A 21,412-nucleotide genomic window follows, 5' to 3' on the forward strand; every position below is an offset into this window, starting at 1 on the left:
TCTGACAGTAAACGGGCTGGCCGCACAGCCCGTATGTAGTTTTGATACCCAGTTAGGACGATAAGTGGCTATGGCGTACACAACCTTTAACAGACAAATCAACGATCAATTAAAAGAGCCAATGTTTTTTGGCAATCCGGTCAATGTGTCACGTTACGATCAGCAAAAATACGGTATCTTTGAAAAACTGATTGAAAAACAACTGAGTTTCTTCTGGCGGCCGGAAGAGGTCGATGTCAGCAAAGACCGTATCGACTTTCAGAACCTGCCCGAGCATGAAAAGCACATTTTTATCAGCAACCTGAAGTACCAGACCTTACTGGACTCGGTACAGGGCCGCTCACCTAATGTGGCATTTTTACCTATCGTATCGCTGCCCGAGCTGGAAACCTGGATTGAAACCTGGGCCTTTAGTGAAACTATCCACAGCCGCAGCTATACCCATATAGTACGTAATATCAGCGCCGAGCCTCATAAAGTGTTTGACGACATTATGCTGAATGAGAAAATTCTGCAGCGCGCTGAAGATGTAACCCGCTACTACGATGCGCTGATTGATGGCATTAATTTGTACCAGCGCTGTGGCGAAGGCACTCACACCATCAACGGTGAAACCCACACCATCAGCCTGTACGAACTCAAACGCCGGCTGTACCTGTGCGTGATGTCGGTAAATGTGCTTGAGGCAATTCGCTTTTACGTCAGCTTCGCCTGCAGCTTTGCTTTTGCTGAGCGTGAACTGATGGAAGGCAATGCTAAGATCATTCGTCTTATCGCCCGCGATGAAGCGCTGCACCTAACCGGCACCCAGCATATGCTAAACATTATGGCAGCCGGTGATGACGACCCACAAATGGCGCAAATTGCCAAAGAGTGTGAAGAAGAAGCTTATGCTATTTTCCGCAAAGCGGCAGAGCAGGAAAAAGACTGGGCTGAGTTTTTGTTTAAAGATGGCTCTATGATTGGCCTGAATAAAGATATTTTGTGCCAGTACGTTGAGTACATTACTAACAGCCGGATGCAGGCGATTGGCTTAAAGCCTATCTTCTCTACCACACAAAACCCTATCCCCTGGATCAACACCTGGCTGGTGTCAGATAACGTGCAGGTAGCACCACAAGAAGCCGAAATCAGCTCTTATCTGGTCGGTCAGATTGATAACGAAGTTGATGGCGCCGATTTCGGCGATTTCGACCTGTAACAGATGCCCAGCGTCAGGCTTAATCAGCACAGTGCCATCGAGTTTGATGGCACTGATGCCAATTTACTCTGCGCGCTGGAGCGCCATCAACAACAGGTGAATTTTCATTGCCGTGAGGGCTACTGCGGCGCTTGCCGCTGTAAGCTGCTGTCTGGCGAAGTGCGTTATCTTACCGAGCCGCTGGCTTTTGTACGCAGTGGCGAATTTTTGCCCTGCTGTAGCATTCCGCTGACAGACATCAGTATTGAAGTACCTTAAGCCGGTGGTAATTTAGCAGCAGATGCCGCAGACTATAACAATTCGCGACGTCGAAGGAGTTCTGTATTGAAAACGCTGTTATTTTTGTTGGCGACAGTGCTACCTGCGCAGGAGCTGGCCCATTTTGAGCAGTTACTGGCGAAATCACAATTTACCGAACTTGAGCAGCAACTGGTTAAGCGACCTGATTACAAACAGCAGGACGCTTTGCTGGTACTGTATGCGCGGGCGTTAATCAGCCAGCAGCGGCTCGAAGATGCCAATACCCTACTCAATTACGCCGTCGAACAGTTTCCTGCTAACAGTGAGCTGAATTATCTGGCCGGCCTGAGCAAAATTCGCCTGGCCAGTGATGGCAATGTGTTTGCCGCCAAAGAGCGGGCTGCGCGTGGCGTGGCCCTGTTACAACAGGCGGTACAGTTAAAGCCCGATCACTTTGCAGCCCGTCAGGCGTTAATTGATTTTTACAGCATCGCGCCCGCTTCTGCCGGCGGCGATAAAGCGCTGGCGGATCAAATGGCACAACAGCTGGCTCAAGATAGTCCGGCACAAGCTTTACTGGCACAAAGCCGTATTTTGCTTAACGAGAAAAAACCGGCCGAAGCGTTGGCACTGTTGGAAAAAATGATGCCCAATCCGCCAACAGCGCGCTTACTGGCGCGTAAGGCACAAATTGAAAATGAGTTAGGCGCCTATCAACAGGCCTTTGTCAGCTACCAGCAAGCAGCAGACTATGCAACGGATCTGACTGAAAAATACACTGCGCTTTATCATATCGGCCGTTTAGCTGTGGTAGCCGACCAGGACGCCAATCTTGGCATCAAGGCGCTGCAGCAGTATCTTGAGTTTTTTAAGGACAGTGAGAACCCGAGCCTGCCGTGGGCGACTCTCAGGTTGGCACAACTGATGTATCGCACCGGCGATAATTTTGAAGCCACATTGTTGGTAGGTAGCCTGACCAATGCCAAAATAGAAGACGAAGAGTTTAATCTGATCTTGTTAAGCTTACTCAGTGCCTTAAAGTCAAAAGCACAGCCTGAGCCGGCAGCAGAAATAAAGCCACAGACAGACAAGCCGGCAAACCAAACACAGGTGTAGTAACACACCGGTGTTTGGTCAGGCTGTTGTGCTTACTTGCGGATCCCTTCTACGGTCAGATCCAACTGCACAGTGGCAGATGCCGGGCCTAAATCAGTGTTAATGGCAAAATCTTTTAATGTCAGCGTGGTAGTACCGGCAAAACCAGCGCGGTAACCGCCCCAGGGATCTGTGCCCTCGCCTAATTTCTCAGCTGCGATAACCACTTCTTTCGTCACACCGTTAAGCGTTAAATTACCATGTAAATCGAAGTTATCACCGTCTTTAGGCACCACTTTGGTGCTGACAAAGGTTGCTTTAGGGTGTTTACTAACGTTTAGAAAATCGGCGCTGCGCAAGTGTTTATCACGCTCAGCATGGTTGGAGTCAACACTGGCGGTGTCGATGGTCAGCTGAATTTTTGACTGGGCCAGTTTGCTGGCGTCGTAGCTGAAATCACCGCTAAAGGTGTTAAAGCGGCCATATAACCAACTGTAACCTAAGTGGCTAATTTTAAACTGAATAAAAGCATGTGCGCCTTGGGTATCAATCACATAATCGGCAGCTTTTGCCGGTAATACCATCATCGAGGCTAGTGCTGCAGCCAGTGCAAGTTTCTTCATTGTATCCTCCGGTTTTAAGGTTTACAGCCGAACATTCGGCGCAGTGTACTGTCTTTATCGATAACATGGTGTTTTACGGCCGCCAGCCCATGTAGCAACGCCAGCGTGATTAAAGCATAAGCGGTGTATTCGTGTATCGCGCCTGCGATGTCGGCCTGGCGGTTAAACAGCGCCCCCAATGCCGGCACCTCAAACCAGCCAAACACGGCAATCGGCCGGCCATCTTCAGTGGAGATTAAATAGCCACTGATAATAAGCACCGCAATGCCCAGATATAACGCCAGCTGCACTACAGCGGCAGTGCGACGCTCCCAATCTTTATGCGAAGCAAGTGGCGGCGGTGGCGGGCTTATCAGGCGCCAGAGCAGGCGAAACAGTATGACCAACGCCAACAAAATGCCAATGCTTTTGTGCCAGTGCGGCGCGGTACGATACCAGCTACTGTAATAACTGAGATCGACCATCCAAAACCCCAGGGCAAACAAACCAAATACGGTGAACGCTACCAGCCAGTGCACGACTACACTGACAATGCCGTAATGAGTAAAGGTGTTTTTCAGCATAGGATCTCCTGATTGCCGGTTATCATAGCGTAGGAAAATAAAACAAAAATTGCATTTTTAGCGCAATTAAGTTCTAAATTATAGAAAGGACTGCGCCTGAGTAGCAGAAAAAAAGCCAGCAGTATGCTGGCTTGATAAGGTGCTTTGTAGCTTGATGCGAGGAGTCGTTATTCAAACTTACCGTCGCGGATATGTTTTTCACCGCGCTGTTTCGCCAGTTCAACCTGACGTTGACGCTCGGCAAAGGCCGCTTTTTGCTCTTCCGTGGTTTTATCAAAGCAGTGTGGGCAGCTTAAGCCTTTTACATAGTGTGCAGAGCTCATTTCTTCTGCAGATAACGGCATACGACAGGCATAACACTGATCATAACTGCCTTGTGCCAAACCGTGTTTTACCGCAACGCGCTGGTCAAAGACAAAACACTCACCTTGCCACAGGCTATTTTCTGCCGGCATTTCCTCTAAGTACTTTAAAATACCGCCATCGAGGTGATACACCTCATCAAAGCCCTGCTCTTTTAGGTAAGCGGTGGATTTTTCGCAGCGGATACCACCGGTGCAAAACATCGCCACTTTCTTGTGTTTGGTTTTATCCAGGTTTTCGGCCGCCCATTGGGGGAACTCACGAAAGGTAGTGGTGTTAGGGTTGACCGCATTTTTAAAAGTACCAATGGCCACTTCATAGTCATTGCGGGTGTCAATGACTATAGTGTCCGGATCGCTTATTAGCTGGTTCCAGTCATTACCTTTAACATAGGTACCAACAATATGCGCCGGATTAATCCCTTCAACGCCCATGGTAACGATTTCTTTTTTCAGTTTTACTTTGGTGCGGTAAAACGCCAGCTCATCCGATAAGGATTCTTTGTAGCTCAAACCCGCGAAGCGGCCATCGGCATCAAGCCAGGCTTTTACTGCGTCAACTCCCTGGCGCGGCCCACAAATGGTGCCGTTAATGCCCTCTTCAGCCAGCAACAAAGTGCCTTTAACCTGATGGGCAACCATAGTGTTATACAAGGTATCGCGCAGACTAACGTAATCGGGTAAGTGAACAAATTTATATAAAGCAGCAACAACGTACATAGACAACTCCTTGCGTTGCCGGACCGTAAATCCGGTGCAATGTTAAAAACCGGCGTATTATAACGTTCAGTTGCGCTAACACAAGGCCACAGTATTAATGTGGCTTATCCAGTAAGGCGGTGAGATTAAGCTCCATCACATGCTGACCATCGGTAATTTGCAGCAGCGGATCTTCGCGGTAAACACTTAGCCGCATGTGACTTTTTAGCATTAAGCAAAAGGCGTCTAATTGTGACTGGTGTAACACAAAGGTGCGTTGATTCGCCACAGCCATGGCAGAACACTGCGCCGCTTCCTGCTCGTCCAGTACTAATAACACTTCACCGGCCAGGTGACTGGCCCGCTGCAGCCGCTTAGCGGCAATGGGCTCGAGTTGACACCAGATAGCAACCTGTTGCTCTGTATCTTTGACAAAGATATCCGGGGCCTTACCGTGCGACGGTGTATCAGCGAAGCCAGGATGCTGCTCGTATAGGCTTAAAAACATCAGCAGTCGTTTGGCAAAATGCTGCGCACTCTCCCCTTGCCAGGGCGAGACATAATAACGCTGTTGCTGATAAGCATGGCTATCGGGATGACTATAATCCAGATCCAGCGTAATCAGCTTGCTGACGATCTGCATGTTACACCTCTTGGTCAGCGAGATACTGACACTGCTTAAGTTTAGCGGTACATCGTGGTTATCACCAGATGCAACGCTAATGCCAATAATAGCGCCCCCATCAGCCGGTCAAACCAAAAGCCTTTCAGCAGTAAAAAACCCCGTACTTTGGTTTGTGTCAGCACTACAGATAACACTGAAAACCAGCAGGCTGTCGCCAGCGCCATGTACACACCGTAGACCACTTTGTACGACAGCGGTGTTTGTGGCGAAATAATGACCGCAAACAAGGATAAGAAGAATAGTGTGGCCTTTGGGTTTAAACCGTTAGTGATAAAGCCGGCGGCAAAAGCTTTGCCACCGCTTGGCACAGGATCCTGCGCGCTGCCACCTATGGTCTGCTCCGGATGAAGGGGCGCCTTACTTTTAAGCGCTTGTATACCGATATAAAATAAATAAGCCGCACCCGCCAGGCTTAACGCACTGAATAACCATTCGGTGGTTTGAATAAGCACGGCAATACCCAGTAAAGACCAGCTAACGTGCAGCAAAATGGCCAGGCCGACACCTGCACTGGCTAACAGCGCCTGACGCCGGCCAAACCGTACGGCATAGCGCAGCACTATGGCAAAATCGGGCCCCGGGCTGGCAACTGCCACCAGATGCACTGTTGCAATCAATAAAAACTCTGGCCAAAAAGACATAACAAACTAATCCGCAAATAAAAATAACAGTTAACCTTCACTCAGTCGGCTTAAATAGTACCAGTGGACTACAAGAAACGATCGCTAAATCTACCCCACTGATAATAAGCTTGCTGCCCCACCCGGCGCAGTGCGGGTAGCGGAAAGGGTTTTAACGGCCCCTGATAAAGCGGTAAAGCTGGTAACGCCTGCCCCATGCAAAGCTGTGCTAAACGCTTACCCGCCTGAGTGCTAAAAGACAAGCCGCTGCCACAATAACCGGCGGCATAAAACAGATCCGGCTCGGCCTGACATACTCTGGGCAGGTCGTCTATCGACACCGCCACCCAGCCACTCCAATGATAATCAGTACACACCCCCTCCAGCATAGGAAAACAGTTAGTCAGCGCTTGTAACAAACGCCTGGGGTATACCGGTTGCTCAGCATCTTTACCATAAACCGCACTGCGCCCGCCAAATAAAATCCGGTTGTCTGGCAGTTTACGGTAGTAATATTTCAGTGCCCGGGTGTCCATCACTAACTGGTTATGCCACAGCCCGCTGTGCGCCAGTTGCTGCTCAGTTAACGGCGAGGTGACAATAATGCTGCTTAGCACCGGTAAACAAGCTTTGTTTAACGCCGGATAAAACCGGTTTGGCGTGTAGCCGTTAGTGGCCAGCACCAACTGTTTACAGCGCACGGTTGCTTCTGGTGTTTGTAACACAAAGCCGCCCGAGCGGCTGCGCTGCCACGAGAGCACCGGCGTTGCACTGTAAAGCTTTGCGCCGGTCTCTGTTGCCATGCGGGCATAGCCAAGCGCTAACGCCAACGGGTTAACGCCGTAGCAATCATCAAACCTTAGGGCACCGTACGCCTGGCTATTTTGCATATAGCGTTCAGTAAGGGCTTGTGCCGGTAAAAACTCAGCCTGATAACCAAATTGCTGCTGTAAATAGGTTGCTTGCTGTCTGAGACTTTCGACCAGAGCGGCTTTATGCGCCACTTTTAAATAGCCTGTCTGCTGGCGCTGACAATCAATATTGCCGCTGTCAATCATCTGCCCAACCAGTGCCAGGGCCGCGCTGTATTCCTGATGAAAACCTTTGGCGATATCCAGACCAAATTTCTCACTTAACTGTGCTAACCCCAGCCGGCCGGTGCCACGCAGCACAAAACCAGCATTACGGCCACTGCAACCCCAGCCAATTTGGTTGGCCTCCAGCAGGGTAACTTCGCGTGAAAAGTGGCTGGCTAACTGATAAGCACAGCTTAGGCCGGTATAACCGCCGCCGATGACAACCACATCAGTATCAATATCGGTGCTGAGTTTGTTGTATGGCGTTGCATGGCGGTTTACCACCTCTGTTGTCGCCCAATAAGACGCCGGATAAGGCATGGCAACACCAATATCGCTATCGACCAGCGGATCGTACATCAGCTTTTCCCCATACTAAGTAACAGCACCATCTCGGCAGCACTGCAGCGGCAAAGCGTGCCGCAGCGTGGACAAATATAGCCTTCAAGCTCAGATAAATGCCGCCATCGCTCAGCATGCACCTTAAGTAACCTGGCTCCGGCATGGCTGAAATAACGCTCGGCAGCATTACCGGGGCTTTCGCGCCAAATATGTGCCAGACCGGCTTTAGCCCCCTGCTCGCTTAACGCTACCGCGGACTGGCGCAACAATGCTGAGGCAACGCCCTGCCCCCGGGCTGCCGGGCTTACCCCAACTGACTTAAAATAAGCCATGTCCGACACCGCTACCGGCCAAAGCGACACGCTACACCATTTATCCGGCTGCCACTGGCCGGCAGCAAAACTTAAGCGGTAACCAATAATGTGCCCCTGCTCGTTCAGCGCAACAAAACTGGCATTAATGCCCTGTTTAATACCCTGTTGCTGCATCTGTAACAGGCTCTGTTGCGTCAGATAATTATCACCATGGATCTGATTTGCCAAGGCGATAACGTCAGCAAAATAATTTGGCCTGAGTTCAAGGATTTGCACAACAACTTCCGGTCAATGTTCGATAGCGCTGTTATAAATCAGCCTGCCTTTTCATAGCAAGCGCTATTTGTTGTTGCAATCGACTGCAATTTCCTATCTTCAAGACGAAATAGCAGAAATATACGATAGACAACGGCGGTTTTATCAAATATGGTTAATAGGACGCAAAAACAAAAACATAAGCGTCAGATGATTCCAAAAATAATCCAGGAAACGAGCTATGAAAAACCATAATAAGTACCATCCGGTCGCCCGCGCCGTGAAGTTTGGTCTGGCGGCATCACTAAGCTTAGGTATAAGCACTACTGCTCTGGCACAGGAAGAAAGCCCTGATAACGTTAAAAAAGAACAGGCTGTTGAAAAAATAGCCGTAGTCGGTACCCGCTCTGCCCCCCGCTCTATTGGCGACTCACCGGTACCGGTCGATATTATTGGTGGCGAGGAGTTAAACAAAAACGGTAACAGCGACATGCTGAACCTGATAAGTACGACGGTACCGTCACTGAACGTACATTCACAACCTATCAGCGATGCCGCTACCCTGATCCGACCAATAAACCTGCGTGGTTTATCCTCTGACAGTACGCTGGTGTTATTAAACGGCAAACGTCGGCACCGCGCCTCGGTTATTTCATTTTTAGGCGGTGGTATTAACGACGGTGCCCAGGGCCCCGATTTATCGGTAATTCCCGGCATAGCATTAAAACAGGTTGAAGTGCTACGCGATGGCGCTGCTGCCCAGTACGGCTCTGATGCAATCGCAGGCGTGGTCAACTTCGTGTTAAAAGATGCCGCTGACGGTGGCACGGTTGAAGTTAAACACGGTGAATATTATGCCGGTGATGGTACCTCAACTGAAGTCGCCGCTAACGTAGGCATGCCGCTGACCAAAGACGGTTTTGTCAACGTCAGTATGCAGTATAAAAATGTAGATGCGACCAGCCGTAGCGTACAGCGTGCCGATGCACAAGGTTTAGCTGACGGCGGTAACCCCTTTATTCAGGACCCAGCCCAGGTTTGGGGTTCTCCTAAAGTGAAAGACGATATCACCTTATTTGCCAATGCTGGCTTAGACCTGGGCAATGGTGGCGAAGCTTATATCTTTGGTAACTACTCAGAGCGTGATGTGCGCGGTGGTTTTTATTACCGCAATCCAACCAACCGGCCACAAGTGTTCTCCAATGATGGCGGCGAAAGCTTGTTAGTAGTTGATTTGACAGATCTTGGCAGTGGCGGCCAGGGTGGCTGTCAGAACATTCCACTAAGCGGCTTAAACTATCAGCAGATTGATGCCGCAGTGCAGGCCCTGCCAGATAACTGCTTTACCTTCTTCTCAATGTTCCCCGGCGGCTTTACCCCCAACTTTGGTGGCAATATTACCGACACGTCACTGGCGGTAGGTACCAAAGGCGAATTTAAAACCGGCTTTATGGAAGGTATACTGTACGACTTTAGCGGCGTGGTAGGTCGCAGCGAGTCTAACTTCCAGCTGTTTAACTCGGTAAACGCCTCTTTAGGCCCGGAAACGCCGACCGACTTTGATGCCGGTAAGTACATCCAGTTGGAAAAAACCTTCAGTGCCGATTTTGTTAAATATCTACCTGCCGGCTTATACGAAGACTTAACGGTGGCTTTCGGTGCACAGTGGACTGAAGAGAGTTTCGAGATTGTCGCCGGTGAAGAAGCCTCATGGGAAATTGGCCCCTATGTTTCACAAGGCTTAAGTAACGGCTCTAACGGTTTCCCTGGCTTCCAACCACAAACGGCGGGCACCTCTGTACGACGTAACTATGCGGCTTATGTTGATGTGGAAGCAGAATTCACCGAAAACTTGCTGGGTGCATTAGCTGTGCGGTTTGAAGACTACGACAGCTTTGGCACCACCACCAACTATAAACTGACTGGTCAATATCGCTTAACCGACGACTGGGCCCTGCGCGCCTCGACCAGTACCGGCTTTAGAGCGCCTACGGTTGGTCAGGCCAACGTCAGTAACGTACGAACTGAAGCTGATCAGGGCGTGTTGGTGGATATCGGTGTGTTACCGGCGACCAACCCGGTGGCCATCTTAAAAGGTGCTACCGAGCTGCAACCGGAAGAGTCGACCAGCTATGCCTTTGGCGTGGTGTATACCGGTTATGATTTCTTTGTCACAGCTGACTACTACCGCATTGACGTCGATGACCGTATCAGTCAGTCCAGTCCGTTTGAAGTAACCGCTGATGACATCGCACAGTTAAAAGCCGCCGGTGTTCGCGGTATTGATTCGTTAACCAGTATCACTTATCTGACCAACGACTTCGATACCCGCACGCAGGGCCTGGATATTGTTGCCAACTATTCAATGGACGCCTTTAACGGCCGTACCAGCCTGGCGCTGGCATACAACTGGAATGATACTGAAGTCACCCGCTTTACCGACATTACCGGTGAATTCCGCGTGTCACGGCTGGAAAAAGACTTACCCAATCACCGGGCAACCTTCACTGTGACCCAAAGCTGGGATGATTGGTCAGCGTTCTTACGCACCAATTATTACGGCAGCTACCAGGGTGTACATGCCGACGATCCGGGTTTAGCGGTTAGAGCTCAGTGGAAAGTGACGTTAGATGCTGAAGTCAGTTACTACATCAATGACAATTTTATTGTCTCTGCCGGTGCACAGAACCTGTTAGATAATGATCCGGAAGAAATTCCAGATGAATGGAAAGGCTTCCTGGGGGGTAAATACTTTGAAACCTCCCCCATGGGCATTAACGGCGGTTATTGGTACTTAAAAGGTACCTATAAGTTCTAAATCACCAACGCTATAAAAAATCCGCCTGCGGGCGGATTTTTTATGCTTGCTACAACCTCTGTTTAGCTTAAAGCCTTTGTAACAATACCTGCAGCGGATGTTTGGGTTTATCACCCAATAAGCGTTTTACCTGGCTACGGCAGGAAAACCCGGTTACCACCACATTATCAACGCCATACTGGGCCAGTGGCTGCTGCCAGCTCATCGCAAATAAAGCTTTACTGTTGTCCAGATTTTGCGCTTCATGGCCATAGGTACCGGCCATACCACAACAGCCTACGCTGACCGGCGTTAAGCTAAGGCCTGCCTGGGCAAAAATTTGCTGCCAGGCTTTTTCTGTTGCTGGTAGCGCGGTTTTTTCGGTGCAGTGTGCCAAAAGCGCATAATTAGCGCTTTGCGTCGCTTTGGGAACTGGCTGTTGTACTAACCACTCATGCAGCAGCGACACGCTAAAATCGCCACGTTTATCACCCAGTGCTTTGTTGTACTCATCGCGGTAAACAAGCACCAGGGACGCATCCAGGCCCAGCAATGGCAGATTAAGCTGGCTTAGCTGATTAAAAAATGCTGCAGCATTAGCCGCTGTTTTAGCAAATTCGCGCAAAAAGCCCTTCACATGTTGTGGCTTACCGTTAGGTAAAAACGGCAATACTATTGGGTTAAAGCCGAGCTTTTCGATTAAACGCAGCGCATCAAACACCAGTTCTGCTTCATAAAAACTGGTAAAAGGGTCTTGCACCAACAGCACAGTGCGCTGGCGCTGCTCAGCGCTAAGCGCCGTTAACTGCTCAAGGTTAAACTGATAACGCCCCGCCGTATGCTGTGCCAACGTTGGTACCGACAACAGGGGGGTATCGACATAACCCACGGTTTGTTCCAGTAGCTTAGCCGTGACGCGACGTTTTAGCACAAAGTTAACCAGCCTGGGCGCTTTGGCCAACCAGGGCGCAGTGCGCTCAATATTGGCAACAATGTAATCTTTAGCCGGACGCAGGTAGCGGCTGTGATAAAGCTGCAAAAAGCGGGCGCGAAACGACGGCACATCCACTTTTATCGGGCATTGACCGGCGCAGGCTTTACAGGCCAGACAGCCTTCCATCGCCTGCATCACTTCATGCGAGAAATCGGCCTCGCCCTGACGCCTGGCCAGGGTGTTTTTCAGCTTTTGCCACAGCGCCTCCACGCCGCTGGCCTGCTGCAGCAGTTGCTGCTCCTGCGCCAGCACATCTATGCCTTGCAGCTGATTCAACCTTAGCCACTCGCGCATCAGACCAGCACGTCCTTTCGGGCTGTGGCGCCGGTCTTTAGTCACTTTACTCGACGGACACATGGGCGAGTTTTCTTCGTAGTTAAAACACAGGCCATTGCCGTTACAGTTCAGGGCGCTGTCAAAGCTGTCTTTTACCGCGGTTGGGATCTGCCGGTCAAACCAGGCGCGCTTTTGGCCATCCACCGATACCAAAGTATCGGCACTGTTAAATGGCGTACAAATTTTGCCCGGGTTTACCCGGTTACGTGGGTCAAACGCAGCTTTAATTTTTCGAAGCTCGTTAAACAGCACGTCACCAAAAAATGCCGGGCCGTATTCACTGCGATAACCTTTGCCATGCTCACCCCACATCAGGCCGCCGTATTTTGCGGTTAGTGCCACCACCTGATCAGAGATAGTACGTAACAGCTGCTCCTGTACCGGATCGCATAAGTCCAGCGCCGGCCGCACATGCAGCACGCCGGCATCGACATGGCCAAACATGCCATACTGCAGACCGTGGCTGTCCAGCAGTGCTCGAAACTCCATAATAAAATCGGCCAGATTCTCAGGCGGTACTGCGGTATCCTCAGCAAAAGCCAGCGGCTTTTGCGTACCTTTGGTATTGCCCAGCAAACCCACCGCTTTTTTACGCATCGCGTAAATATTGCTAATAGCGGCGTTATCGTAAGTGAGCTGGTAGCCAATAATGCCGTCGGTTTTATCAGCCATCGCTTGATCAAGCCGCGCAGTTAAGGCAGCAATTTTCTGCTCAATATCAGCTTGCTGCTCGCTGTTATACTCGACCATGTTCAGGCCCTGCATGTCCTTGCCGGGCACATCGGTAATTAAGTCTTTCACCTGATGCCAGATAATGTCATTGCGGGCCAGGTTCAGCACTTTGCTGTCTACCGTTTCCACCGAAGTAGCCTGTGCCGCTACCAGAAAGGGCGCGTTTCTTAGGGCACTTTCAAAACTGTCGTACTTTACGTTCACCAGACATTTGTATTTGGCAATCGGCGTAATGTTAAGTTTGGCTTCAACCACAAAACCTAAAGAGCCTTCAGAGCCGGTGATAATGCGGGATAAATCAAACTCTGATAAATCTTCATTAAACACATGTTCTAAATCGTAACCGGTTAGAAAGCGGTTTAAGCGTGGAAATTTTGCCAGTATTTGCGGCCTGAACTCACGGCAGCTTTGCAGCACCTGCCGGTAAATGCGGCCTATGCTGTTGGGCTGCTCGGCCCGATGCTCAGCTTCAAAGGTCGCCATTTTGTGTGTATTTAAAATATTACCGTCAATCAGCACCGTTTTCAGCGCTAACACATGGTCACTGGTTTTGCCGTAAACCAGCGAGCCCTGGCCGGAGGCATCAGTGTTTACCATGCCGCCAATGGTGGCGCGGTTGGAGGTGGATAGATCCGGCGCGAAGAAGAAACCATAGGGTTTTAAAAACGCATTAAGCTGATCTTTAATCACACCGGCCTGCACCCGCACCCAGCGCTGTTCAAGGTTAAGGTCTAAAATGCCGCGCATATGACGCGATAAGTCGACCACCACATGCTCGGTTAATGCCTGGCCATTGGTACCGGTGCCACCGCCGCGCGGGCTAAACTTGATATGAGAAAAGCTGGAGGTTTGCGCTAAAGACGTCAGGATCACCACATCGTCAGTGGTTTTGGGCAGCAATACCGCTTGTGGTAATGCCTGGTACACGCTGTTGTCGGTAGCAACAGCCAAACGGCTGGCGTAGCTGGTTTCAATGTCGCCGGTAAAACCGGCTGCCACTAAGGCTTTGCTGTAGGCAACAATGCTGGCATCCAGCGCTAGTTCAGGGTCAAGCTTTGGGATCATAACTGCAGACACTCGGCAATAAGTGACTGCAGTATAACATTAACTTTATGTCGCGATCAGCTGGCAGCCGGACGGAATTTCAACTGAATACCGCGCAAGAAATAACGCAGTACCTGATCCTGACATTCACGGTAATGTTTATGATCTGGCCGGCGAAAAAACGCGCTTAGCTCAGACTTGCTTAGGCGAAAATCTGCTTTTTCCAGTAAGGCGATAATGTCATCGTCTTTTAAATCAAAGGCGATTTTAAGTTTACGCAACATAATATTATGGTTAAGCCGTTTCTCAGGCTGTGGGATAACGCCATCTTTGGCGCCGCGCCGCTGAATAATCAGGCCATTTAAAAAGCTGGCCATCACCTCATCACTGATGGCGGCAAAGCCTTCATCTTCATCTTTTTTCAGCCAGCTGGCTACCTGCTCTTTGCTAACGCTGACGCCTGCCAGGGCAAAAATATCCATCATGCCATAGTCGTGCACGTTTAAGCTGTAGCGCAGACTGCGCAGTACGTCATTCGGAGTCAAAGCAATATCCTGTTCATGTTAATAAAAATCGGCGTCATCATAACACAGCGCCCTACCTCGCTAAGCCCGGCACTTAAGGTAAATGCCCAAGTTTACTGGCTTTAGTGGCAAGGTAACGGTGGCTGTGCGCAGTGGTTTTTACCCGGTGCTGCACCCGCTCCAGCACGTTAACACCGGCGTCAGTAAGGGCTTTTAACTTACGCGGGTTATTGGTTAACAGCCGTACTTGCTTAATGCCCAACTGGGCAAACATTTGTGCGGCAATATCGTATTCACGCATATCCGGCAAGAAGCCCAAAATTTCATTCGCTTCAACGGTATCCAGCCCTTTGTCCTGCTCGGCATAAGCGCGGATCTTATTGATAAGCCCTATTCCGCGGCCTTCCTGGCGCAAATACAAAATGCAGCCACGGCCCAGCTCAGCAATTTTACGCATAGCCGCTTCTAATTGCGGGCCACAATCGCAGCGTAGGCTAAACAGCGCATCACCGGTTAAACATTCCGAGTGCACCCGTGCCAACACAGGCTCGGCGCTGGTTACATCGCCCAGCGTTAACGCCACATGCTCTTTGCCGTTAGGTGCTTCAAAGCCGTGCAGCCGAAACTCAGCAAACGGGGTGGGTAACAAAGTTGAGGTGACAAGTTTCAGTTTCATAATACATCTCAGCAAACGGCTGCCGGCTCTGCAGCACAGGCGTTATGGGGGTCGCTGACTGGCAATTCAAGCCCGGCCCGGTAGTGCAGGCATTATAGCAGTGTTCACCGCCGGGTTAACGCCTTTTTGTGATAACATAACAAAATCTACCCGTGACGGCACCAACACTTTTGCTGTTAAAACCGCTACAATAGCCGTTCTTTGCGTAACGAGTAACAGCCGATGTTGAGTTTTTTCGAACGGATCATAAAGCCCTTCCCTGCCACTGAGCCCACTCAGCCGCCCAAAGGCTTGTTTGCCTTTTGCCGCCATTACACCCAAGGCATGGAAACCTCATTAGTTCTGATGTCGATAAGCACAGCCTTGCTGGCAATGCTGGAGGTGTCGTTATTCAGTTTTATGGGCCAGTTAGTCGACTGGCTGGTGCAAAACGATCCGCAATCGCTGTTCAACAACGAGCGCGCCACCTTAATTAAAATGGCCGTGGTGACTGTAATACTGCTGCCGGCCCTGAGCTTTATTCACGCCGCTATTGTGCATCAGACCTTACTGGGTAACTACCCGATGTCGATCCGCTGGCTGGCGCACCGGTATTTACTGCGCCAGAGTATCAGCTTTTACCAGAATGACTTTGCCGGTCGTATTGCCACCAAAGTGATGCAAACCTCGCTGGCGGTGCGGGAAACGGTAATGAAGCTGCTGGACGTGATGGTATACATCCTGGTTTACTTTGGCTCTATGCTGTTTTTTATTGCCGATGCTGACCTGCGCTTAATTATTCCGATGCTGGTGTGGCTGGCGGTTTATATTGGTATGCAGTTTTACTTTGTGCCACGGTTAAAAGCGGCCTCGACCCGTCAGGCCGATGCGCGCTCAGAGATGACCGGACGCATTGTCGACAGCTACACCAACATCACCACCATTAAGCTGTTTTCGCACACCAACCGCGAAGAAGCTTACGCCCGTGACAGCATGGAAGTGTTCTTAAAACCAGTGTACCGGCAAATGCGCCTGGCCACCGGTTTAAGTGTGTCGGTACAAACGCTGAATTACCTGTTGGTGTTCGCTATTGCCGCCTTGTCTATTTATTTATGGGCCGACAGCGCGATCAGTGTTGGCGCTATTGCCATAGCTGTCAGCCTGGCGCTGCGCTTAAACGGTATGGCGCAGTGGATCATGTGGGAAATCAGTAGCCTGTTTGAAAATATCGGCACCGTTGCCGATGGCATTACCACGCTGTCTCAGCCGGCTCAGGTACAGGATGTTGCCGGCGCTAAAGCGTTAAATGTAACAAAGGGCGCCATCTGTTTTGACCATGTAGGCTTTAACTACGGCAAAGCGGCCACCGACAATACCAAAGCACCGGTGTTACAAGATCTGCAACTTAGCATTAAACCCGGTGAAAAAGTTGGCCTGGTGGGCCGCTCAGGTGCCGGTAAATCAACTTTAGTTAATCTGTTACTGCGTTTTTACGATGTCGAGTCAGGTAAAATCCTCATCGATGGCCAGGATATCAGTCAGGTTAGCCAGGAAAGCCTGCGTCGCCATATTGCCATGGTAACCCAGGATACCTCACTGCTACACCGCTCGGTGCGCGACAACATTATTTATGGCAAACCCGACGCGACAGAGGCCGAACTGCTACTGGCCGCTGAGCAGGCAGAAGCAAGTGACTTTATCAGTGACTTAACCGATCCTAAGGGCAATACCGGCTTTGACGCTCAGGTGGGCGAGCGCGGCGTTAAATTATCCGGCGGTCAGCGCCAGCGTATTGCTATTGCCCGGGTGCTACTTAAAAACGCACCGATTTTAATTTTGGACGAGGCCACCTCAGCGCTCGATTCTGAAGTTGAGGCGGCGATTCAGGCCAGTTTGAATACCCTGATGGCGGGCAAAACGGTCATCGCTATCGCCCATCGTTTATCGACCATCGCGCAGATGGACCGGCTGATTGTGCTGGATCAGGGGCGCATCGTCGAGCAAGGCACACACAGTGAACTTATCGCCAGCGGCGGTATTTATGCCCAGCTATGGGCACATCAAACCGGTGGTTTTATTGGCGTGGAATAAGGCATAAAAAAGCCCGTAACGTGTTACGGGCTTTTTACTAATAAAACTTATGCAGCTTAAGGCAACTGCTTATCCTGCCCGGCTTTGGCTTTTTCCAGTTTTTTCTCCCAGAAAGTTGCATTGGTAATGCCGAGTTTTATCGGGTCAAAAGTAATAGGGCCGCCGGCTTTTTTCTGCTGTTCAAAATCACGCAGGCAACGCATGGTTGGCTTGTACATAAAGAAGATAACCAAAATACCCAGCACGTTAACCCAGGCCATTAAACCTACACCAATATCACCGATATTCCAGATATAACCAGCACTATTTACCGTGCCATAGGCCACCATAAACATCAGTAGCAGTTTAAATACTATGTTAGGCAGTTTGTTATTAAACACCCGGTTTAGGTAGGCGACGTTAGTTTCAGTGATGTAGTAGTACGCCAGTATGGTAGTAAAAGCGAAGAAGAACAGCGCCAGACCGACAAACACCTGACCAAAGTTACCAAACACACTTAACAGCGCCAGCTGAGTAAAGGCGGCAGAGCCGATTTCCGTTGCTGCATCAACATTTTGTACAATAAAACTGCCGTCGGTCAGTTCACCGACCACGTTGTATTGCTGCGTGATCAAAATCATCAGCGCAGTTGCGGTACAGACAAATAAGGTATCGACATAGACTGAAAAAGCCTGCACTAACCCTTGCTGCGCCGGATGATCTACCTCGGCGGCTGCCGCTGCGTGTGGGCCTGTACCCTGTCCTGCTTCATTAGAATATATACCGCGTTTTACCCCCCAACCAATAGCTGCACCAAAACCGGCCTGAGCTGTAAAGGCATCACTGATAATCAGGCTGAAAATGCCCGGCACTTTATCCAGGTTTAAAAACACCACGATAAGCGCCATCACGATATAGCCCAGTGCCATAAAAGGCACCACGACCTGGGTAAAATGGGCAATACGTTTAATACCGCCAAAAATGATAAATGCCAGCACAATCAGGATCACGGCAAGGCCAATCAGCTTATAGGTACCCACCTCACCAAAGCTGGTCACCACCATGGTGCCATCGCCGAAAATTTGGGTAACCGCATTGCCGACCGCATTCGCCTGCACACCCGGCAGGAAAATACCACAGCCAATAATGGCTGAAATGGCAAACACTATGCCCAGCCAGCGCCAGCCCAGGCAACGCTCAAAATAGTAAGCCGGGCCGCCACGGTACTGGCCGTTTTCTTCCACTTTATACAGCTGCCCCAGCGTAGACTCAGCGTAAGCCGTGCTGGCACCTAAAAACGCCACTACCCACATCCAGAAGATGGCACCGGGGCCACCAAAACCAATGGCCGCTGCGACACCGGCAATGTTACCCACGCCAACCCGGCCGGATAACGACACCGCCAGCGCCTGAAATGACGAGATCCCTTTGTCTGACTCACTATTATTCAGCAGCAGTTTGCACATTTCTTTAAAATGCCGCACCTGAGCAAAACGGGTTAATATTGAATAAAATAAACCGGCGCCAAGGCACAGATAAATCAGTGCCGGGCTCCAGATAATGCTGTTTAGCGCACTAATAAAGCCTTCCATTTCCCTTCCTTATAGTTATTGTTACACCTTATGGTTGTACGGCGCTTAATTTGCCATATCGACAACACAATAGCTACGCTAACCGCTGTGCTGTGCCAGATCTGCGGTAATTTGACCATGGCGCGCCACTTCTTCATCATGTGCTTCATCAAGCCAGGGCTCGGCCAACGCCTGTTGATACCAGTCTTGCATTGCGGGCAAGGCTAATAAACGCTGCAAGTACTGTTGTGCTGTCTCGCTAAACACCAAACCGTAGCTTTGCATGCGAAAGGCCACCGGAGCAAAAAAAGCATCAGCGGCACTAAATTGGCTACCTGCCAGAAAAGGCCCGCCAAATTCGCTTAGCCCCTGCTCAAATAACTCACTTAACCGATCAAGGTCCTGCTGCAATGACGCACTTATCTGGTGTAACCTCACCCGATGGCGGCAACTCATACCACAGCTATTGCGCAGTGCACTAAACCCCGAGTGCATCTCGGCGGCGGCGCAGCGGGCAAAGGCACGGGCTTTACTGTCTTTCGGCCACACAGCGGTATGATGCTCGTACAGGTATTCCGTAATGGCCAGTGAATCCCATACCACCAGCTGTTGCTGTACCAGGCAGGGCACTTTACCACTGGGCGAAAAAGTGCGGAATTTTGCAAAATTACCTTGTTGGCTAAAAGGGACTAACTGCTCGATAAAAGGGATCTGTAGCTGACGCATTAACAGCCAGGGCCGTAGCGACCAGGACGAGTAATTTTTATTGGCAATATAAAGTTCTCGCATAGCACACTCCTTGTTTAGTGTTGAGCTTAAGCTAAGGGCCAGACCAGCGCGATAACCGGCACGGCAACAAGCAACACCAGTATTGACAACGGCAAGCCCATACGCCAGTAATCGCCAAATTTATAACCGCCGGGCGCCATCACCAGCGCATTCGACTGATGGCCTATCGGGGTTAAAAAGGCACAGGAAGCGCCAACGGCAACCGCCATTAAAAACGGATCTGCTGACAATTCAAGCCCTTCAGCCAGCTTTATGGCAATAGGTGCCGTTAACACGGCTGTGGCTGCGTTATTAATAATGTTCGATAACAACATGGTTGCTGCCATTAATAGCGCCACCACCGCCAGCGCGGGCAGCTGCCTGGCCATGTCCAGTAAGGTGTTGGCAATTAATGCCGAGCCGCCGCTGCTTTCCAACGCCATACCAAGCGGTAACATGGCCGCCAATAGCACAATAACCGGCATATCGATACTGCTGTACAGCTCGTTGGTTTTTAAAATACCAGACAACAGCATCACCAGTGCCGTTAACAGCAAGGCAGTGGCAGCCGGCAATACCGACAGTGCAATCAGCGCCAAACCTACGATAAAAATACAGCTGGCCAGCAGTACCTGTGGCGTTTTGCCAATCTTTAGCCCTCGCGCAGCCAACGGCAAACAACCCAGCTCAGCCAGTGGCGTGGCACTGTCTTCGTCATTTTGCTGCACCAGCAGAATGTCGCCGGCAACAAACTGGATCTTGCTCAGCCGTTGCCGTACTTGTTTGCCCTGTCTTGCCACCGCCAGTAAGTTAACGCCGTGCCGCTCACGTAGTGCCAGTGTTGCTGCGCTGCGGCCAATCAGCGATGAGGCGGGTGTAACGACAACTTCCATCAGCTCTGCTTGCTGTTGTACCGGTGTACTATCCTCGGTGTCTTTATTGGCACTGAGATTAAAGCCACTGGTTTGCAGCAACAGCTGTAAACTATCAGGATCCGCTTCCAGTAACAGGGTGTCATTTTCACGCAATACAAAATAGGTTGATGGTGAGTTATGCCGCCTGTCAGCACGGATCAGCGCCAGTACAGCAATATCAGCATCGTCTTGCAGGCTACTGAGCAGCGCGTGCAGCGTTTTACCGCAATAGTTGCTGTCGGCACTAACACTGACTTCAGTCACGTAGTCACTGACTTCGAACAAGCTACCAGTGCTTGCCACCTTCTGGCGGCTGGGGGTTAAACGCCAGCCTAATAACACAATAAACACGAGGCCGGCCAAGGTGATGGCCAAGCCCACCGGCAAAAAATCAAACATGCCAAATGCCGGTGTATCATTTGTTTTTCGATAAGACGCAACGATAATATTGGTTGGTGTGCCGATAAGGGTAAGGGTGCCGCCCAGCAACGAGCCAAATGCCAGCGGCATCAGCAAAATAGAAGGCGAACGCTGATGCTGACGGGCCATCCATACGGCAACGGGCATTAACAGCGCTAACGCACCGACATTATTCATAAAGGCAGAGGCCAGCGCTACCATCACTGTCAGTAAGGTTAACTGTAGCAGCAGATTGTCACCGGCTTTAAGCAACTGCCGGGCGATGCTGTCAACAACACCAGCATTGATAAGACCGCGACTTACCAGCAGGACAGCAGCGACAGTAATCACCGCCGGATGACCAAACCCCAAAAACAACTGTTCAGCAGGCACTAAGTCAAACAAAGCCAAAGCCAGCAGTGCCATCACCGCCACCACATCGTAACGCCAGCGGTTGTAGATAAAGAGTGCCAGTGTAACGGCCAAAATACTGAACACTATTATCTGATCGGTTGTCATAGCAGCGGCTTTTC

At 50.4% G+C, this 21,412-nt stretch carries 18 protein-coding genes; 5 read left to right on the forward strand and 13 right to left on the reverse strand.

Going from position 1 to position 21,412, the window contains the following annotated elements:
* Positions 1 to 70 precede the first annotated feature (70 nt).
* The 3 genes from nrdB to RNAN_RS10635 all read left to right on the forward strand — a co-directional run bounded on the left by nrdB (position 71) and on the right by RNAN_RS10635 (position 2,557).
* Positions 71 to 1,201: a class Ia ribonucleoside-diphosphate reductase subunit beta gene (gene nrdB, locus RNAN_RS10625; protein ID WP_008221605.1), complete on the forward strand. Its 1,131-nt coding sequence runs from the start codon at positions 71 to 73 to the stop codon at positions 1,199 to 1,201.
* A 3-nt stretch (positions 1,202 to 1,204) separates the two neighbouring features.
* Positions 1,205 to 1,459: a class I ribonucleotide reductase maintenance protein YfaE gene (gene yfaE, locus RNAN_RS10630; RefSeq protein WP_008221608.1), complete on the forward strand. Its 255-nt coding sequence runs from the start codon at positions 1,205 to 1,207 to the stop codon at positions 1,457 to 1,459.
* A 66-nt stretch (positions 1,460 to 1,525) separates the two neighbouring features.
* On the forward strand, positions 1,526 to 2,557 hold the full coding sequence (locus tag RNAN_RS10635) for a tetratricopeptide repeat protein (protein ID WP_008221610.1): 1,032 nt from the start codon (positions 1,526 to 1,528) through the stop codon (positions 2,555 to 2,557).
* 32 nt (positions 2,558 to 2,589) lie between these two features.
* Here RNAN_RS10635 and RNAN_RS10640 read toward each other — a convergent pair whose 3' ends face one another.
* The 7 genes from RNAN_RS10640 to RNAN_RS10670 form a co-directional block, all read right to left on the reverse strand.
* Positions 2,590 to 3,159 carry a YceI family protein gene (locus tag RNAN_RS10640; RefSeq protein ID WP_008221613.1) on the reverse strand — a complete coding sequence of 190 codons (570 nt, stop codon included), beginning with the start codon at positions 3,157 to 3,159 and terminating at the stop codon, positions 2,590 to 2,592.
* 14 nt (positions 3,160 to 3,173) lie between these two features.
* Positions 3,174 to 3,722 (reverse strand): cytochrome b, encoded by a 549-nt coding sequence (locus RNAN_RS10645; protein ID WP_008221616.1) that lies wholly within the window; start codon positions 3,720 to 3,722, stop codon positions 3,174 to 3,176.
* A 167-nt stretch (positions 3,723 to 3,889) separates the two neighbouring features.
* Entirely contained in the window at positions 3,890 to 4,804 is a 915-nt protein-coding gene (gene trhO / locus RNAN_RS10650) for an oxygen-dependent tRNA uridine(34) hydroxylase TrhO (protein ID WP_008221618.1), read from the reverse strand.
* A gap of 94 nt (positions 4,805 to 4,898) precedes the next feature.
* Positions 4,899 to 5,426 carry a YaeQ family protein gene (locus RNAN_RS10655; RefSeq protein ID WP_008221620.1) on the reverse strand — a complete coding sequence of 176 codons (528 nt, stop codon included), beginning with the start codon at positions 5,424 to 5,426 and terminating at the stop codon, positions 4,899 to 4,901.
* A gap of 41 nt (positions 5,427 to 5,467) precedes the next feature.
* A complete protein-coding gene (locus RNAN_RS10660; RefSeq protein ID WP_008221623.1) occupies positions 5,468 to 6,109 on the reverse strand; it encodes a LysE family translocator in 642 nt (213 codons plus the stop codon).
* 68 nt (positions 6,110 to 6,177) lie between these two features.
* A complete protein-coding gene (locus RNAN_RS10665; protein ID WP_008221625.1) occupies positions 6,178 to 7,524 on the reverse strand; it encodes an NAD(P)/FAD-dependent oxidoreductase in 1,347 nt (448 codons plus the stop codon).
* Positions 7,524 to 8,096, reverse strand: coding sequence for a GNAT family N-acetyltransferase (locus RNAN_RS10670; RefSeq protein WP_008221627.1), 573 nt, complete (start codon positions 8,094 to 8,096; stop codon positions 7,524 to 7,526). The genes RNAN_RS10665 and RNAN_RS10670 overlap by 1 nt, the downstream gene beginning before the upstream one ends.
* Before the next feature lie 220 nt (positions 8,097 to 8,316).
* Between RNAN_RS10670 and RNAN_RS10675 the strand changes: the two genes are divergently transcribed.
* Entirely contained in the window at positions 8,317 to 10,893 is a 2,577-nt protein-coding gene (locus RNAN_RS10675; RefSeq protein ID WP_008221629.1) for a TonB-dependent receptor plug domain-containing protein, read from the forward strand.
* A 67-nt stretch (positions 10,894 to 10,960) separates the two neighbouring features.
* On the opposite strand, the gene ydiJ is transcribed toward RNAN_RS10675, so the two are convergent.
* The 3 genes from ydiJ to ribA all read right to left on the reverse strand — a co-directional run bounded on the left by ydiJ (position 10,961) and on the right by ribA (position 15,178).
* The gene (gene ydiJ, locus RNAN_RS10680; protein ID WP_008221632.1) at positions 10,961 to 13,999 is read right to left on the reverse strand and encodes a D-2-hydroxyglutarate dehydrogenase YdiJ; all 3,039 of its coding nucleotides are present in this window, start codon (positions 13,997 to 13,999) and stop codon (positions 10,961 to 10,963) included.
* 56 nt (positions 14,000 to 14,055) lie between these two features.
* Complete coding sequence (locus RNAN_RS10685; protein WP_008221634.1) at positions 14,056 to 14,523, reverse strand: YehS family protein; 468 nt, start codon at positions 14,521 to 14,523, stop codon at positions 14,056 to 14,058.
* A gap of 73 nt (positions 14,524 to 14,596) precedes the next feature.
* Positions 14,597 to 15,178 carry a GTP cyclohydrolase II gene (ribA, locus tag RNAN_RS10690; RefSeq protein ID WP_008221635.1) on the reverse strand — a complete coding sequence of 194 codons (582 nt, stop codon included), beginning with the start codon at positions 15,176 to 15,178 and terminating at the stop codon, positions 14,597 to 14,599.
* A gap of 222 nt (positions 15,179 to 15,400) precedes the next feature.
* Between ribA and RNAN_RS10695 the strand changes: the two genes are divergently transcribed.
* Positions 15,401 to 17,248 carry an ABC transporter ATP-binding protein gene (locus tag RNAN_RS10695; RefSeq protein ID WP_040552006.1) on the forward strand — a complete coding sequence of 616 codons (1,848 nt, stop codon included), beginning with the start codon at positions 15,401 to 15,403 and terminating at the stop codon, positions 17,246 to 17,248.
* Positions 17,249 to 17,304: 56 nt separating this feature from the next.
* Here RNAN_RS10695 and RNAN_RS10700 read toward each other — a convergent pair whose 3' ends face one another.
* The 3 genes from RNAN_RS10700 to RNAN_RS10710 all read right to left on the reverse strand — a co-directional run bounded on the left by RNAN_RS10700 (position 17,305) and on the right by RNAN_RS10710 (position 21,398).
* Positions 17,305 to 18,819, reverse strand: coding sequence for an alanine/glycine:cation symporter family protein (locus RNAN_RS10700; protein WP_008221641.1), 1,515 nt, complete (start codon positions 18,817 to 18,819; stop codon positions 17,305 to 17,307).
* Between the two features lie 78 nt (positions 18,820 to 18,897).
* A complete protein-coding gene (locus tag RNAN_RS10705; protein ID WP_008221642.1) occupies positions 18,898 to 19,587 on the reverse strand; it encodes a glutathione S-transferase family protein in 690 nt (229 codons plus the stop codon).
* Between the two features lie 26 nt (positions 19,588 to 19,613).
* A complete protein-coding gene (locus RNAN_RS10710) occupies positions 19,614 to 21,398 on the reverse strand; it encodes an SLC13 family permease (protein WP_008221643.1) in 1,785 nt (594 codons plus the stop codon).
* Positions 21,399 to 21,412 lie beyond the last annotated feature (14 nt).

Origin of the sequence: Rheinheimera nanhaiensis E407-8 (assembly GCF_000296695.1) — a bacterium.
Taxonomy (GTDB): domain Bacteria; phylum Pseudomonadota; class Gammaproteobacteria; order Enterobacterales; family Alteromonadaceae; genus Alishewanella; species Alishewanella nanhaiensis.